The organism is Algoriphagus sp., from assembly GCF_024305035.1.
Lineage (GTDB): Bacteria > Bacteroidota > Bacteroidia > Cytophagales > Cyclobacteriaceae > Algoriphagus.
Window position 1 is genome coordinate 1 of record NZ_JAMWZB010000009.1, and the last position, 14,526, is coordinate 14,526.

Annotated in this window: 15 protein-coding genes; 6 read left to right on the forward strand and 9 right to left on the reverse strand. The window is 43.4% G+C overall.

All coding sequences use genetic code 11. From position 1 onward, the window contains the following. Positions 1 to 127: 127 nt before the first annotated feature. From Q0L00_RS06350 to Q0L00_RS06360, 3 genes are all read left to right on the forward strand, one after another. A complete protein-coding gene (locus tag Q0L00_RS06350) occupies positions 128 to 601 on the forward strand; it encodes a hypothetical protein (protein ID WP_297336030.1) in 474 nt (157 codons plus the stop codon). A gap of 69 nt (positions 602 to 670) precedes the next feature. After that, positions 671 to 859: a hypothetical protein gene (locus tag Q0L00_RS06355; RefSeq protein WP_297336031.1), complete on the forward strand. Its 189-nt coding sequence runs from the start codon at positions 671 to 673 to the stop codon at positions 857 to 859. Positions 860 to 1,159: 300 nt separating this feature from the next. Further along, a complete protein-coding gene (locus Q0L00_RS06360) occupies positions 1,160 to 1,591 on the forward strand; it encodes a DUF6526 family protein (protein ID WP_297336032.1) in 432 nt (143 codons plus the stop codon). On the opposite strand, the gene Q0L00_RS06365 is transcribed toward Q0L00_RS06360, so the two are convergent. The 3 genes from Q0L00_RS06365 to Q0L00_RS06375 all read right to left on the reverse strand — a co-directional run bounded on the left by Q0L00_RS06365 (position 1,588) and on the right by Q0L00_RS06375 (position 5,795). After that, on the reverse strand, positions 1,588 to 2,685 hold the full coding sequence (locus tag Q0L00_RS06365; RefSeq protein ID WP_297336033.1) for a glycerate kinase: 1,098 nt from the start codon (positions 2,683 to 2,685) through the stop codon (positions 1,588 to 1,590). The two genes, Q0L00_RS06360 and Q0L00_RS06365, sit on opposite strands and share 4 nt — an antisense overlap. After that, positions 2,682 to 4,034: an alanine/glycine:cation symporter family protein gene (locus Q0L00_RS06370; RefSeq protein ID WP_297336034.1), complete on the reverse strand. Its 1,353-nt coding sequence runs from the start codon at positions 4,032 to 4,034 to the stop codon at positions 2,682 to 2,684. Before Q0L00_RS06370 ends, Q0L00_RS06365 begins: the two co-directional genes overlap by 4 nt. A 147-nt stretch (positions 4,035 to 4,181) precedes the next feature. Continuing rightward, complete coding sequence (locus Q0L00_RS06375) at positions 4,182 to 5,795, reverse strand: beta-N-acetylhexosaminidase (protein ID WP_297336035.1); 1,614 nt, start codon at positions 5,793 to 5,795, stop codon at positions 4,182 to 4,184. A gap of 406 nt (positions 5,796 to 6,201) precedes the next feature. On the opposite strand from Q0L00_RS06375, the gene Q0L00_RS06380 reads away from it, so the two are divergent. Continuing rightward, entirely contained in the window at positions 6,202 to 7,659 is a 1,458-nt protein-coding gene (locus Q0L00_RS06380) for a Gfo/Idh/MocA family oxidoreductase (RefSeq protein ID WP_297336036.1), read from the forward strand. Positions 7,660 to 7,733: 74 nt separating this feature from the next. Here the strand turns inward: Q0L00_RS06380 and Q0L00_RS06385 are convergent, their stop codons facing one another. The 5 genes from Q0L00_RS06385 to Q0L00_RS06405 all read right to left on the reverse strand — a co-directional run bounded on the left by Q0L00_RS06385 (position 7,734) and on the right by Q0L00_RS06405 (position 12,627). Continuing rightward, on the reverse strand, positions 7,734 to 9,353 hold the full coding sequence (locus tag Q0L00_RS06385) for an OmpA family protein (RefSeq protein WP_297336037.1): 1,620 nt from the start codon (positions 9,351 to 9,353) through the stop codon (positions 7,734 to 7,736). Positions 9,354 to 9,355: 2 nt separating this feature from the next. Next, on the reverse strand, positions 9,356 to 10,327 hold the full coding sequence (locus tag Q0L00_RS06390) for a deoxyhypusine synthase family protein (RefSeq protein ID WP_297336038.1): 972 nt from the start codon (positions 10,325 to 10,327) through the stop codon (positions 9,356 to 9,358). A 100-nt stretch (positions 10,328 to 10,427) separates the two neighbouring features. Further along, the gene (locus Q0L00_RS06395) at positions 10,428 to 11,030 is read right to left on the reverse strand and encodes an OmpH family outer membrane protein (protein ID WP_297336039.1); all 603 of its coding nucleotides are present in this window, start codon (positions 11,028 to 11,030) and stop codon (positions 10,428 to 10,430) included. Between the two features lie 89 nt (positions 11,031 to 11,119). Then, the gene (locus tag Q0L00_RS06400; protein ID WP_297336040.1) at positions 11,120 to 12,022 is read right to left on the reverse strand and encodes a histone deacetylase; all 903 of its coding nucleotides are present in this window, start codon (positions 12,020 to 12,022) and stop codon (positions 11,120 to 11,122) included. Positions 12,023 to 12,078: 56 nt separating this feature from the next. After that, the gene (locus Q0L00_RS06405) at positions 12,079 to 12,627 is read right to left on the reverse strand and encodes a hypothetical protein (RefSeq protein ID WP_297336041.1); all 549 of its coding nucleotides are present in this window, start codon (positions 12,625 to 12,627) and stop codon (positions 12,079 to 12,081) included. 104 nt (positions 12,628 to 12,731) lie between these two features. Here Q0L00_RS06405 and Q0L00_RS06410 point away from each other — a divergent pair, with 104 nt between their 5' ends. Beyond that, positions 12,732 to 13,166 (forward strand): ATP-binding protein, encoded by a 435-nt coding sequence (locus tag Q0L00_RS06410; protein WP_297336042.1) that lies wholly within the window; start codon positions 12,732 to 12,734, stop codon positions 13,164 to 13,166. Here Q0L00_RS06410 and Q0L00_RS06415 read toward each other — a convergent pair. After that, a complete protein-coding gene (locus Q0L00_RS06415) occupies positions 13,155 to 13,523 on the reverse strand; it encodes a phage holin family protein (RefSeq protein ID WP_297336043.1) in 369 nt (122 codons plus the stop codon). The genes Q0L00_RS06410 and Q0L00_RS06415 overlap by 12 nt on opposite strands. 219 nt (positions 13,524 to 13,742) lie before the next feature. Here Q0L00_RS06415 and Q0L00_RS06420 point away from each other — a divergent pair, with 219 nt between their 5' ends. Beyond that, a complete protein-coding gene (locus Q0L00_RS06420; protein ID WP_297336044.1) occupies positions 13,743 to 14,492 on the forward strand; it encodes an acyl-CoA desaturase in 750 nt (249 codons plus the stop codon). Positions 14,493 to 14,526: the final 34 nt, after the last annotated feature.

The following is a 14,526-nucleotide window of genomic DNA, read 5'->3' on the forward strand; positions in this document are numbered from 1 at the left end:
TTTTTAATTGACCTGGATTAATCCGTCTCGGATAGTCCAAGCTGTTTCTTTTTCCCTTAGCCAATAAATTCCGGCCTTTGTCAGCAACATCCTTGCTGTTTTTGAGTTGACATAAAAAAGTCATACCATGAAAAAGATCAAACCTGAACTTATTGCTGCAATCGAGCGAACGGCAAAAAAACTAAAAGATGGAGCAGCTTATCAATGGGGACATATGGGCGCTTGCAACTGTGGGAATCTAGCCCAAGAATTAACTTACCTGAGTAAAGCAGAAATTCACCGCTATGCCATGGAGCGTTCCGGGGACTGGAACGATCAGTTGTTGGAATTTTGTCCCAGTAGTGGATATCCCTTGGATTTAATCATTGAAAAAATGCTTGATTACGGGTTAAGCCTTGATGACCTCCGCCATCTAGAGCGTTTGTCTTCCCCGGAAGTTCTTCAAGCCATTCCATTTGAGCGGAGAAATTCGCTGAGCAAAAACAGCAAAGAAGACGTTATCCTTTACCTTCAAACTTGGGCTAAATTACTGACCAATCAATGGGCTACGGCACAACAAATTGAAGATTTGTCCTTGGCTGAAAAAAAATTAGCGGACTAGATATTGCGCTAATTGATTTTTTAATTTATTTCGTGTTGTCAATACTAAATAACCGATTTAAAGACCACTATGGAGGATTTTGAAGAAGATTTCGACGAATTTGATGACTTCGAAGATGAGGACGATTTCGAGTCTGAATTTGAAGATGATTATGATTTGGACGAGGAAAACGAATTTGTGGATGACAACATCATGGATTTTGATGAAGATGACGAATTCGAAGATGATTTGGAGGACGATTTCGAGGATGATTTGTAATAATTTCAGAGTCGATGGGCCTGTGACTTGGTAAATTCCCGCTTTGAATTTATCTTCGGGCACTCATTTAGACATTAAAAGATCAAATCATGATTTTACTAGATATCTTCAGTTCACCCATCGCCTCAGGAGCTCAGTTATTTATTTTAATAGTTTGTATCCTAATCGGTTTAGGAGCAGGACTTTCTGCAATAGATGCTCGGAGCACCTTTTCCAAGAGCAAGAAAAATAATCATTGATCAATTCAAAAAACTTAAAAAGGAGACTAAACAGTCTCCTTTTTTTATATCCATCGTTTAAATGAAAGCACAAAACTTCGAGAATCACGCGCGTTACTACCTCTTTCATCATTTTGTCCTAACTCCGCTCACGTTGATTTACTTGGGGTACACCCTGTATACCATCAACCAGCATGAGTCTGTAAGTGAGGCCATTCAGTCGCTTCTTTTGGCCGTAATCCTGTTACTTATACCCCTTCTTTCCAGAATTTATGCACTCAAAAACCAAAACCGGATCATCGTGATGGAAATGCGACAACGCTACTTTGAATTGACCGGAAAGCGATTTGAGCCAAAGGAACAGAAGCTGAAAACGGGTCAAATCATCGCTTTACGTTTTGCCTCTGATGAAGAATTAATTCCACTTATGGAACAGGCAATTCTGGAAAACTTGACGAACAAAGCGATCAAAAGAGCCATCAAAAACTGGAGACCTGACTACCGGAGAGTCTAAACTCGCCACTCTTTTTCCAAAGCCTGAATCAACTTTTTTTTGGCAATTTCTTTCACATCAGGGTCAGAAAAATCTAATTCGGGAAGCCTAATCACCTGATCAAATCCGGCTGATAGCGCTTCGGCTCCCGAGCTAATCAGAGCGATTTTTTTTCGATGGGATTTCGCCATTTTCAAGAGCTCAAAACAGGCCTTTCCCCCACTCGACTGGGCATCATACTTTCCCTCTCCAGTGATGATCCAATCGGCTTGTTGAATTGCACTTTCTAATTGAGTCAACTCAAAGAAATAGTTGGATCCAAAATGAATTTGAACGGGGAAAAAGAAACTCAAACCCAACGCAATTCCTCCAGCTGCTCCAAATCCCTTTTGATCGATGAAATTCCTTTTGACTTTCTTTCTCATCAGATCAATGTTGCTTTGGCATTGCCTTTCAAAGGCTTCCTCATCCTGCGGCTTCAATCCCTTTTGCGCCCCAAAAACAGAAATGGCACCCTGAGAACCTAAAAAGTAATTGTTCACGTCACAAAGGCAGGTGAACTTGATCGTTGGCTTGGTCGGAATCAGCTGAATAAAACGGGCATTTTTACCAAACTGACTGGTAAATGGAATCAATTCTCTCCCCTTATCATCTAAAAAAATACAGCCCAAAGCATGTAACATACCCATCCCCAGGTCAATGGTGGCACTGCCTCCCAAACCCAATACAAGCTCCTTGGCACCTAATTCAGTGGCTTTTCGAATTAAAAGCCCCGTACCAAAGGTCGATGTAATCCAGGGGTCTTTTTCAAATTCTTTTAAAACACCAATACCCGAGGCTGAAGAAACATCCAAATAAGCCATTTTGGATTTAGGATCAACTCCGAGATTTGCACAGATCGGCCTTCCCAGTACATCCAAAGTCCAAATGGAATGACGTTCCAGCTTTAAATAGTGACTGATCAACTGGCATGTTCCGTCCCCACCATCCGCAATGGGATGCAATGAAACTTGGGCACTCGGGGCCTTTTTTAAAATCACCTGCTCGATGATACTCCCAGCTTCAGAGGCGCTCAGGGTACCTTTAAAAGCATTAGGAGCAATCAGAATTTTCATTTTTCCGCCTTCATCCGATTGAAATAATCATGGTAGGCCGCTTTTACTTTAGGAGCCAGATAAATGGTGGAAATCATTGTCGGAATGGCCATGATGGCATACATCCCATCGACCAAACTCACCACTACTTCCAAAGAGGCCACCGCACCGACCACAATGGTAATCAAGTAGAAGTAATTGTAATAATTTGCCTTTTCTGCACCAAATAAATAATTAAAACACTTATGCCCGTAGTAGGAATAGGTAAACATGGTGGATAAAGCAAAAATCAAAACGGCCAACATCAAAAGGTACTTACCGATTCCTGGAAGAGCGGTTTCAAAGGCATTCAGGGTCAATCGGACGCCATCTGCCTCGGTGCTTTGCCATACGCCTGTGAGCATAATTACTAAAGCGGTTAAGGTACAAACCACCACGGTATCGATAAAGGGGCCCAACATGGCAATCAATCCCTCACGGATAGGTTCTCTATTTTTAGAAGCCCCATGAACCATGGGTGCAGTACCGATTCCAGCCTCATTGGAAAATGCAGCTCTTCGTGCTCCGGTAATAATCACGGCCCCTACCACACCTCCTGCGGCAGCCTCGCCGGTGAAGGCATCAGTAACGATCTTTAAAAGCATTTCAGGAACATCTCCCACATATTTGAATACAATGATGAGGACAGACACAAAATATAAGCCCACCATAAAAGGGACCAACTTAGAAGCGACAGTAGCAATTCGCTGAATACCTCCTAGAATGACAATGGCAACCAAAACCATCATGGTTATGCCGATGATCCATTTGGTTGTTTCCCCTGTAGAAATACCCGAAGGCTCAAGCATCACCGCCCGAAATACAGCCGATAGCTGATTGGCTTGAAATATCGCCAAAAGGCCTATCACCCCAGCCACGCAGAAAATCACCGAAAGGAATTTCCATTTTTTCCCCATTCCTTCTTCGATCACATACATGGGACCTCCTTGGACTACCCCGGCAGAATCTTTTCCCCGATACATAATCGAAAGACTACAGCTGTAAAATTTGGTAGCCATCCCAACAAAAGCCGAAACCCACATCCAAAAAATGGCACCTGGACCTCCCATATTGATCGCAATGGCTACCCCACTGATATTACCCAAGCCTACCGTTGCGGCAATGGCAGCAGATAAGGCCTGAAAAGAGGTGATCTGACCCGGAGCCAAATCATCATCGTATTTTCCACTTAGCAAACCAATGGCATGACCGATTTTTCGAAAAGGAACAAATCCAGAGTGAATTAAAAGAATCAATCCCCCACCCATTAGTAACAATAACATCGGTGTGCCCCAAATCCAGTTGGCAAAATAAATTATAATGTCTCCCATTGATCAGGTAATAGAATTAGCGTTTAATTTTCGATTTAACTTCCATATTACTGCATTTTTGACAAAAATCATCGAATTCAGGATACTTTGACCAATAAAAAAACCCGACAGACTCCTTGTCCATCGGGTGTATTTCTTCTAAGGCCTTTATTCCCAATCCACTAAAGGGGATTTATAAAACCCAATGCCTTGATTGTCCCAACGCTTGCCCATCACTCGGATCCGAGATTGAAAGCTTTCCCAATTCCGGGTTGAGGCAGGACTCCATGCCACTTCGGCCGAGGCAGCTATCCGGGGAAAAACCAGGTATTCCATATCGGCTCTGTTTTCCACTGTTTCTGTCCAAAGTGGTGCTTCTACGCCTAGGATACTGGGTTTCGAAATTCCCGATACATACGTGGCCGGATCCCACAAATAGGCAGAGTCCAATTCAATATAAGCTGCCCAATGCAGGCCGATTCGGGTAGTGGAATCATATTGCATGTCCAGATAGGCCTTTTTGGCAGGAGACATAAGGACTTTATTGCCCTGGGCTACAGCTAGTTTGGCATTTTCCTCCAGCGCCCAAAATTGGGCAACGTTCCCTTCCAGCAGTTCACTTGTCGCCACTTCATCCCAGCCGATGCTAATTTTACCGTGTTCTTTGACAATTTGTTGGGCACGTTCAATGAAATACACGTAATCCTCCTTGGCAGTTACATGGGACTCATCCCCTCCAATGTGAAAATAAGGTCCGGGCGTAATTTGAGAAATCTCCCGAACCACATCTTCAATAAACGCATAGGTCAAATCCAAGTCTGTATCCAATGTGCTAAAGCCTACTTCGGTTCCGGTGTAAAGCTCCGCAGCTTCCCGAGTAATATTGGAGCCTTTAAATTCATCTTCGGCTTTCTCCACTGTTTTGGTGACCGTCTCATAATCCCCATCAGGAAGATTGATTCCTGGATTTAGCTCCCCATAGGATGCTAAAATCGCATTGGTATGTCCGGGCATGTCTATTTCTGGCACGATGGTGATAAACCGCTCGGCTGCATAGCGGACAATTTCCTTGTAATCTTCTTGGGTATAAAAACCACCTTCTCCGCCACCCACTTCGGTTTGAGCACCGATTTGGGTTAACTTGGGCCAAGACTTGATTTCAATTCGCCAGCCTTGATCATCGGAAAGGTGGAGATGCAGGTAATTGAGTTTCAAATTTGCCATTTGGTCCAAATAATGTTTGACGTCTTCGACTGAAAAAAAGTGTCGAGACACATCCAGCATTGACCCCCGGTAAGCATAAGCGGGTTGATCTTGGATTTGACCGGCTGGAATCTCCACGGCATTCAAGCCGGTATTTTCTGCAAAAATTTCTACCGGCATGGCTTGGAGCAGCGTTTGTACACCATAGAAAATTCCCGAAGGAGAATTTGCAGAGATCAAAAGCTCATCTTCCTTAATAGTCAGCTCATACGATTCATCTGCTGAATCATTTCCATTGAGCTGAAATTTGATGGCTCCAGATTCGGTGCCCACTTCCAGTTTAAACCCTAATGACCTTGCAATTTGCTCATTAAAATAATCGGCGATCCCTGCTAGACGTTCGTCATTGGTTGAGAGTTGAATTCCCTGTTCGGCAGTTAACCTAAATGAGCCTGAACTAGAGGACACCTGTACTGGATGGGGAACAAAACCGCGTTCGGAGAGCTCATTTTTCGATTTGTTGCAAGCAAACATCGATAAGGAAAAGCCTAGAGCAACCAGTGCGTATAAATTCTTCATTTGTCTTTTGGGTGTTGGTAATTGGGTAAACTTAATTCAAATTTTTAAGAATCTTTTTTTTACTCCTAAAAATATTTAAAAAAGAAAGCCTTAAGCGCCCAAATGGTTTTTGGGTAGAAGTCCTTGGCAGCTACCCGAAAACCTTTGGTCACATTTTTCAACGAGTCCATCGGTAAATAAAAAGATTTTGATAATTTGAAACAGGAATTGTTCTCCGGATGAATCTTGGGAAAATCTAGCATTCCTCTAACTCAACCCTTCCTTTGAAAATTTAACGACTAAAACCTAGGCTTACTTACCTGAACCTTCCGAGCTGAATTTAGATCCGCTCGTTTCGCATGGGTCGAGCCAGGGATAATCCAAAACCGTAAACTTTATTCCAATCATTTTCAATACAGTAATTAACATGAAAGAACATCAACCCCAATCAGGAAACTCGCGAAGAAACTTTATCAAAGGCTCTACCTTGGCCTTGGCCGGCTTTTACATTGTTCCCAGACATGTTTTAGGTGGACCGGGCTTTATCGCTCCCAGTGACCGCTTGAGAGTGGCGGGAATCGGAATCGGCGGAATGGGCTACAATGACGTAAGTGGAGTTTACCGAAGTGGAAAAGTGGATATGGTTGCCTTGTGCGATGTGGATGACACCCGAGGCAAACGTGCCCGAGAGGACCATCCCAAAGCTCCCTATTACAAAGATTTTCGGGTAATGCTGGAAAAGGAAGAAAAAAACATCGATGCGGTGACCGTCTCCACTCCTGATCACATGCATGCCGTCCAGGCAATGATGGCCATGAAGATGGGCAAACACGTCTATGTGCAAAAACCACTTTCCCATGATATTTATGAGGCAAGAATGCTCACCGAGGCAGCGGATCAATATCAAGTCGTTACCCAGATGGGAAATCAGGGATCTTCTGGAGAGGGCGTTCGCAAAATGGTGGAATGGTACAATGCCGGATTGATCGGAGAGGCTACCAAAGTTTACTCTTGGACCAATCGTCCGGTATGGCCACAAGGAATTCCTTGGCCCCAAAATCCGGTTAGTCCGCCGGCCGATTTGGATTGGGACCTTTGGCTAGGTACCGCCCCGTACAAAGATTATGTAGGCAACTTGGTTCCTTTCAATTGGCGAGGTTGGTGGGATTATGGCACTGGAGCCTTGGGCGACATGGCCTGCCATATTATGGAGCCTCCCTTCCGTGTGTTGGGCTTGGGCTATCCTAAATCTGCCGAATGCTCAGTAGGATCTGTTTATGTGGGGGAATTCCAACGGGGATATTTCCCGGACAGCTGCCCTCCTTCCTCACACATTACCTTAAGATTTGATCGTCCGGGTAAGGATGATTTGGAGTTTCACTGGATGGATGGTGGAATCCAGCCAATGCGCCCCGAAGAACTTGGTCCCAACGAACAAATGGGTGATGGAGGAAATGGGGTCATCATCGAAGGCACAAAAGGAAAAATGATGTGCTCCACCTATGGTGCCGATCCTAAATTATTACCCACTTCAAGAACAGAAGAAGTCTCAGTCCCGGAAACCGAATACCGAGTTCCTGATGGAGATAGGGGCCACTACAACAATTGGGTAGAAGCCTGCATCGGCGGATATGGATCAAAGCAATACGATCAATTGAGTTCGCCTTTCTCTGTAGCCGGACCCTTGACCGAGTCCGTTTTAATGGGCAACCTAGCCATCCGAAGCTATGATTACCGGGTTCCCCGAGATGGAAATCCCGATCAGTTTGACTATCCGGGACGAGGAATTAAACTTGTCTGGGACGGCCCAAATATGAAGGTGACTAATTTTGAACCGGCCAACCAATTTGTAAAGCGGGTGTATCGGGGCGATTTTACACTCTAAATTACAGGATCAACAAAAAGGGGGCAGATGTCCCCTTTTTGTTGACATTCATTTAACCTAACCAGGAGTAAAAATTAATTTTCGATGGTCAATTCAACCCTCCGATTTTTTGCACGACCGGCTTCAGTGGCATTGGAAGCAAGCGGCCGAGTCCCTCCCCAGCCAGCAATTCGGAGCCGCTCAAAAGGCACCCCAAGCGCTACCAAAAAATCCCGTACCGCTTCAGCTCTTTCCAAGGAAAGCGCTTTATTTAATCCGGGATCTCCTGCTCCGTCGGTGTGTCCACTGATTCGGACTTTAAACCCCTCACTTTGGTTTAAAACTGCTGCCAAACCGGTCAAAAAGGTGAGCGTCTCCTCTCCTTCCAGCTCCGCAGTTCCTCTTCTGAATTTCACTGCATCCAATAGGATATTTGCTCCTGGTTCTAATTTAGTCAGGCCAATGACCACCGGTGTGTCGGGACGGAGAAGTGATTTGGAAATTAATTTGGGAAAATAGCCTGCTGCTTCCACACGAATTTCAGCGGATAATTTTTCAAGAGTCAGGTTTTGAGCATCCAAATTCTCAACTCCGTCTTCGCTTTGTTGGAAAAGCCTGAAATCAGAGATTTCAGATTTGGATTTTTCATCGATCACCGACAGTGTGATAGGAGAAACAGCTTCGCTTTTTTCATCCGATGTGAGTTTAACCTCCGGTATACCGATACTTAGTTGAGGGTATATCGGAATCAGTTGAGTGTCAGTTCTCTCTGCTTTATTCCCCATCCCCTCACGTTGACGGGAAGTGGACTCAGGGATCTGAAAATCAGCGGGGATTTCAAGGGGAACAGGAGTGCTGAAGGTGAGCAGGTCTGCAAAACCGTCAGAATTTTGAGTACTCGTCCAGACTACCTCATGGGAAGAAATAAAGGTCACCGAACTTTCCGAACCAGGGGAACTCAATTGCTCCCATTTAACAGGTTTGGACCAATTCTGAAACGAATTATCCAAGGCTTTGGCAATAAAAATATCTTTCCCTTTTGCACCCGGGTGCATATTGGAGGCAAAATAAAGTTGATGGGTTTGGATATCAAAAAAGGGACTGACGTCCTGTCCAGGCGTATTGATTACTTGGCCGAGATGCAGTGGTTTGGACCAATTAACCGGGCCGATTTTTTTACTGACATACAAGTCATCATTACCCAAGCTGAGCGGTCCCATCCCGGAAAAAAAAATAGCTTTTCCGTCTTTGGTCACCCGACCTTTGAAATCCCCTTTGATCTGATCCAAACCTTCCAGTTCAATTTGGCGAAGAAAATTCCAATCTGTTCCGAATTTTGAATATTGATACACCCCATTTCGGTCTTGGGCACGATGATATACCAACAGGGTCAGTACATCCTCCAAGCCCAAAGGAATATCGTATCCCTCGGTGCTCAAGTCGGGTCGATGCATCGCCTCCCCCCATATCCCCCTATCATCCCGTTGGGTCATCCAAATATCCCCAGGGTCCTTTTTACCTCCCAGATTCTCGGGGTGGAAAGCTCTGGAAAACAACAAGGTATTGGAGCCGATCCAAATGGGATTTTGATCGTCTTGTGGACTATTTGCACCCGATAAACTTTTGACTTCCTGTGCAAAAATCCAAACTGGAAATAAAAAAGCAAGCAGTAGAGTACTGCCTGCTTTTTGGAAAACGTTCGCTAGTTTACTCATCTTTATTGTCCCAAAACGATGGCAAATACCAAGGGGGCAACGATTGTAGCATCAGATTCAATGATATATTTAGGGGTATCCAATCCCAGTTTTCCCCAGGTAATTTTCTCATTGGGAACTGCCCCTGAATATGAGCCATAAGAAGTGGTCGAATCAGAAATCTGGCAGAAATAACCCCAAAGAGGTACATTATCGCGCTGAAGGTCCTGATGCAACATCGGTACCACACAGATTGGGAAATCACCTGCAATTCCCCCGCCAATTTGGAAAAATCCTACCTTACTTTCTTCTTTGGCGTTCTCGGTGTACCATTCTGCCAAAAACATCATGTACTCAATCCCACTTCTTACCGTGTGTACATTTTTGACATCTCCTGAAATGACGTGTCCAGCAAACATGTTTCCCAGGGTAGAATCCTCCCATCCGGGCACGATAATAGGCAAGTTCTTTTTAGCAGCTTCCAATAGCCAACTATCTTTGGGGTCAATCTGGAAAGAATCCTCGAGTTTGCCTGACAATAGAATTTTATAAAAAAACTCATGAGGAAAGTACGCTTCACCCGCCTGATCTGCTTTGACCCACTCTTCCAAAATCACATGTTCAATTCGTCTCATGGCCTCCATTTCAGGAATACAGGTATCGGTAACCCGATTCATGTGACGGTCTAGCAAATCCTGTTCTTGCTCTGGAGATAAATCCCGATAGTTTGGAATTCGCTCGTAATAATTGTGGGCAACCAGATTGAAGACATCCTCTTCCAAATTTGCTCCGGTACAAGTAATGATCTGGACTTTATCCTGACGAATCATCTCGGCCAAAGACAAGCCCAGCTCAGCAGTAGACATCGCCCCGGCCAAGGTGATCATCATTTTCCCGCCTTCATCCAGATGCGTTTTATAGCCTTCAGCGGCATCTATCAGCGCCGCAGCATTGAAATGTCTGTAGTGGTGTTTTAAAAATTCTGTAATTTTCATTTGCTTGATTTATTCTTTTCGATTCCAAAAATACTTTATTTTTCATTAAAAAAGCCCGAACAAGTCCGGGCTTTTGGTATATGGACTGATCATCGGATCATTACTTGGCAGAATCCGCAGCCGTTTGATTGTATTCCTGATTTAATCCTTCAATCACCGATTGGGTCACATCAAAAGACTCTTTGCCATACCAAATTGCGCCACCCCGGGTGTAGCTCAGAATAAGGTCCAGATTTTGTTCTTCGGCGTATTTCTTTAGGTATTGCTGTAATTTTTCAAAAACCTCGTTGTAAAGGTTGGTTTCATCCACAGAAAGTTCCTGCATTAAGTTATCTCTGTAGGTTACCAGGTTTTGCTCTTTTTTCATCAGCTCCTCTTGCTTGGCACGCTGCTGATTCAGGGTCATATTTCCACCACTTTGTTGGAAATTGGCCACCTCCTGCTCAAATCCCCGAGCCCTACTCTGTAGATCCCCCTCAAATTTTTTGCCCTTCTCGGTAATTTCTTCAGAACGTTTTTTAAAATATTCATACTGATTGATGACGCTGTCGGTGTAGACATAGGCTACTTTTAAATCAGAGGTAGCAGTAGAAGTCGAACCTTCATTGGAAGAGGAATTAGCGTCAGTAGCAGCAGGCTGACAGGCATACGAAAGAGCGGCAACCAAAGCAAGCACTCCGAATAATTTGAATCCTTTTTTCACTTTATATTTTGTTATTGATGACAAGGGCGCAAATATAAAGAAAGTATTGATTTTCCAAGATTTTTACCCCCAAGGCAATCTTAAAATATTTAAAAGTAAAGCGCTTGGGCTAGACGATAAACCTGTGCATGCGCCTCTAGGATGTGGGCTATTTTGTGGCTGTATCCCCCCCCCATGCAACACATGATCGGAATTTGATTTTGTTGAGCAAATTCCAATACTTTTCGGTCCCGTTCCCGAATCCCGTCAATACTCATCCCCAATCGCCCCAGTTTATCGGTTTTCAAAACATCCACTCCACACTGATACAGGATAAACTGCGGTTGGAATCGACGGGGCAATTCTTCCAAACAAGTGCTCAGAATGTCCAAATAGGACTGATCCTCTAATCCATCTTCCAGGGGAATATCCCAATCTGATTCCTCTTTTCGATGGGGATAATTTTTTGCTCCATGCATGCTAAAGGTAAAGACGGTCTCATCCTCCCGAAAAATAGCAGCCGTTCCGTTTCCTTGGTGTACGTCCAAATCGATAACCAAGATCCGCTCCATATTTTTATGACCTTGAAGATACTTTGCCGCTAGAGCAAGGTCATTGAGCAGGCAAAAACCTTCGCCCCGATCAGCAAATGCATGATGGGTACCGCCGGCAATATTCATGGCAATTCCATATTCTAAGGCAAACTCAGCTGCCTGAACAGATCCTCCGGCAATCAGTACCTCCCGGTCGACCAACGCTTTGCTCAAAGGAAAACCCGTGGCGCGAATTTCTGATTTTGAAAGGGTCAACTTTTTGAGTTTTTCCCAATACACTTCCTTATGGGTTTGCAAAATCAAGTCTTCACTGACCGGTGTGGGCTTGAAAAAATTTTGAGAAGAAACGGTTCCTTCATAGCGCAATTGCTCGGGAAGCAGTTCGTATTTTTCCATCGGAAAACGATGTCCTGCAGGAAGAGGATGGCAATATTCGGGTGACCAGGCTATTTTGAGCATAAAAAAAAAGCGCTGGTTTTAAAACTAGCGCCCAAAGCTATTGTTTTCAAAAGGTATTAAACATCTTCTTCTTCTGACTGGAAGCTATACAGCGTATCATCGAGCTTGAGTGTATCATCGTTAAATTCCTGAATAAATTTACGAATGGTCTTCTCGTCGATATAATCCACATTCAAAGCCGCATCCAATCCAATTCCATAGTCATGATGGGTGTCTATATCCACAAACTCCTGTACTTTAACTGCTTCTTCTTCCTCCAGCTCCATGATGATTTCGGTAATAAACCAACCGACTTCTTCTTCCTCACTGCTTAACGGCAACAAATTTCCATTTTCATCTTCCTGATAAGAAATACCCGAAAAGTTGGGGAATTTTTTTGCAGCTTCATGTTCGGCCAATTCATATACCTCACTGGAGTGATGAAGCCGAAGTGTATACAGTGCGGTATCATAAATTACCTCTTTACCTTCATACATGCCGATGAAGTAAAAGTTTACGTATTCGTCTGAATTTTCCTCTTCAGGAATCAGTTTAAATGGTTGACCAAGGGTTTTCAATTCCTCTTTCAACGCTTTAATAGTACTGGGATCAAAGCCTGGATTCATGTGTTATAAATAAAGTATCATTAATAAGCATCGGTAATGCTCGTAATATAATTGAGGAATACCAAGGTCCAAAGAAATCTAGAAGTTAAATTTTATCTGTAGAAATGAATTTCACAAGTAATGAAGAAGATTTTGTCCATAAAATAACCAAATCAAAGGAAGGTATTAGCCTGGAATTCAAGCAGAAAGTAACTTCAGAGTCCAAAATAGCCAAAGCTATTGCTGCTATGGCCAACGCCAAAGGAGGGCTGATTATTGTGGGAATTTCAGACCAAAAACGAGTGATCGGGATTGATCCCGAGGAAGAAATCTTCATGGTCGAAAAAGCCAATAAGCAATTTTGTATTCCACCGGCCAGCTTATCTTATGAGGTCATCCAATGGAACGACCCAGCCCCCGCCCCGTATGAGCCATCCGAAAAATACATCCTCAAGGTGGAAGTTTTCCAAAACAGGGCTAGTCCCATCATTTACCGGACTGAAGACGGTCAACGGAAAATTTATCGGAGATCAGGAGACCAAAGTAAATTAATCCCGTGAAGAATTGAGATTATTTCCGAACAAGGAATTGATAATACTAGTTAGAATGGCAAAGATCAATGCCCACCAAAACCCGTCCACCTCAAATCCCGGAATAATTTCATCAGCCAAAAGAATCATCAAGGCATTTATGACCAACAGAAATAACCCTAAGGTTAGGATAGTCAAGGGTAAGGTCAAAATAATCATGAGGGGTTTGATCGTTAAATTAATCAAAATCAAAACAGCGGCTAGTAAAATACCCGTAATCCAACCGTCGATTTGAATCCCGGGTAGAAAAAAAGCCGCAATCATCACCGCTATACTGCCCAGTAAAATTTTAATCAAAATTGTGCTTGCTAAGGATCGTTGTGCCATGGTTGTGCCGAATGGGGTCAATAAATAAGGTGAATAGTACGCGAAATTTAAGTCATTTTGAAAATAGGTAAAAACGTTCCCCTATTGCTAAAATACTTTCCTGAATTTAGGTAAAATTGACATATATCATGCAAAATCCCAAAAAAGCTATCGGTCCAATATCTGGAAGTTAAGCATCCAAGACGTATATTTGTTCCATCAATTCAAACCAAATTTCGAGTGATTCTAATTATCTTCTTCCTATTGCACTGGTATTTCTCTTTATTTTGCCAAAGTTTCTTTCTTCATCGTTACGCTGCTCATCAAATGTTTGTCATGTCCAAATGGTGGGAACGCTTTTTTTATATTTTCACCTGGATGTGGCAGGGGAGCTCCTACCTTTCACCACGAGCCTATGCGATTCTTCACCGGATGCACCACGCCTATTCCGATACCCCAAAAGATCCCCACAGTCCTCATCATACCGAAAATCTGTTTACCATGATGTGGAAAACAAAAAATATTTACAATGATTATTTTTCGTTCAAACTAAAGCCTGAGGAGCGTTTTTCAAAAGACATTCCGGATTGGTATTCTTTTGACAAATTAGCCGACAATATGCTCGTTAGAGTATCGTGGCTTTTGGTTTATGTGGCCATTTATGTATTGAGTATTTCGGTCTTTGAGTTACCTGGAACCCATTGGTGGATGTACTTTCTCCTACCTATCCATTTTTTGATGGGTCCAGTCCATGGGGCAATTGTCAACTGGAGTGGACACAAATATGGTTACGCCAATTTTGACAATAACGACAAATCCAAAAATAGCTTGTTGCTGGATGTATTGATGCTAGGTGAGCTTTTCCAGAATAATCACCACAAGCTTCCAAACCGACCCAATTTTGCGGTCAAATGGTTTGAGTTTGACCCCACCTACCCTATCGTCCGATTACTCCATGCAAGTGGAATCATAAAATTAAGGACAGCTTAAAAAAATGGTCTCCTCGGAGACTATTTTTTTTACC

What these genes read in the sequence shown, in the direction of transcription:
- Q0L00_RS06385 (WP_297336037.1), bottom strand. Translation starts at nt 9,353, where the DNA reads ATGAGTAAACTAGCGAACGTTTTCCAAAAAGCAGGCAGTACTCTACTG.
- Q0L00_RS06400 (WP_297336040.1), bottom strand. Translation starts at nt 12,022, where the DNA reads ATGCTCAAAATAGCCTGGTCACCCGAATATTGCCATCCTCTTCCTGCA.
- Q0L00_RS06390 (WP_297336038.1), bottom strand. Translation starts at nt 10,327, where the DNA reads ATGAAAATTACAGAATTTTTAAAACACCACTACAGACATTTCAATGCT.
- Q0L00_RS06350 (WP_297336030.1), top strand. Translation starts at nt 128, where the DNA reads ATGAAAAAGATCAAACCTGAACTTATTGCTGCAATCGAGCGAACGGCA.
- Q0L00_RS06410 (WP_297336042.1), top strand. Translation starts at nt 12,732, where the DNA reads ATGAATTTCACAAGTAATGAAGAAGATTTTGTCCATAAAATAACCAAA.
- Q0L00_RS06365 (WP_297336033.1), bottom strand. Translation starts at nt 2,685, where the DNA reads ATGAAAATTCTGATTGCTCCTAATGCTTTTAAAGGTACCCTGAGCGCC.
- Q0L00_RS06355 (WP_297336031.1), top strand. Translation starts at nt 671, where the DNA reads ATGGAGGATTTTGAAGAAGATTTCGACGAATTTGATGACTTCGAAGAT.
- Q0L00_RS06375 (WP_297336035.1), bottom strand. Translation starts at nt 5,795, where the DNA reads ATGAAGAATTTATACGCACTGGTTGCTCTAGGCTTTTCCTTATCGATG.
- Q0L00_RS06380 (WP_297336036.1), top strand. Translation starts at nt 6,202, where the DNA reads ATGAAAGAACATCAACCCCAATCAGGAAACTCGCGAAGAAACTTTATC.
- Q0L00_RS06370 (WP_297336034.1), bottom strand. Translation starts at nt 4,034, where the DNA reads ATGGGAGACATTATAATTTATTTTGCCAACTGGATTTGGGGCACACCG.
- Q0L00_RS06360 (WP_297336032.1), top strand. Translation starts at nt 1,160, where the DNA reads ATGAAAGCACAAAACTTCGAGAATCACGCGCGTTACTACCTCTTTCAT.
- Q0L00_RS06405 (WP_297336041.1), bottom strand. Translation starts at nt 12,627, where the DNA reads ATGAATCCAGGCTTTGATCCCAGTACTATTAAAGCGTTGAAAGAGGAA.
- Q0L00_RS06415 (WP_297336043.1), bottom strand. Translation starts at nt 13,523, where the DNA reads ATGGCACAACGATCCTTAGCAAGCACAATTTTGATTAAAATTTTACTG.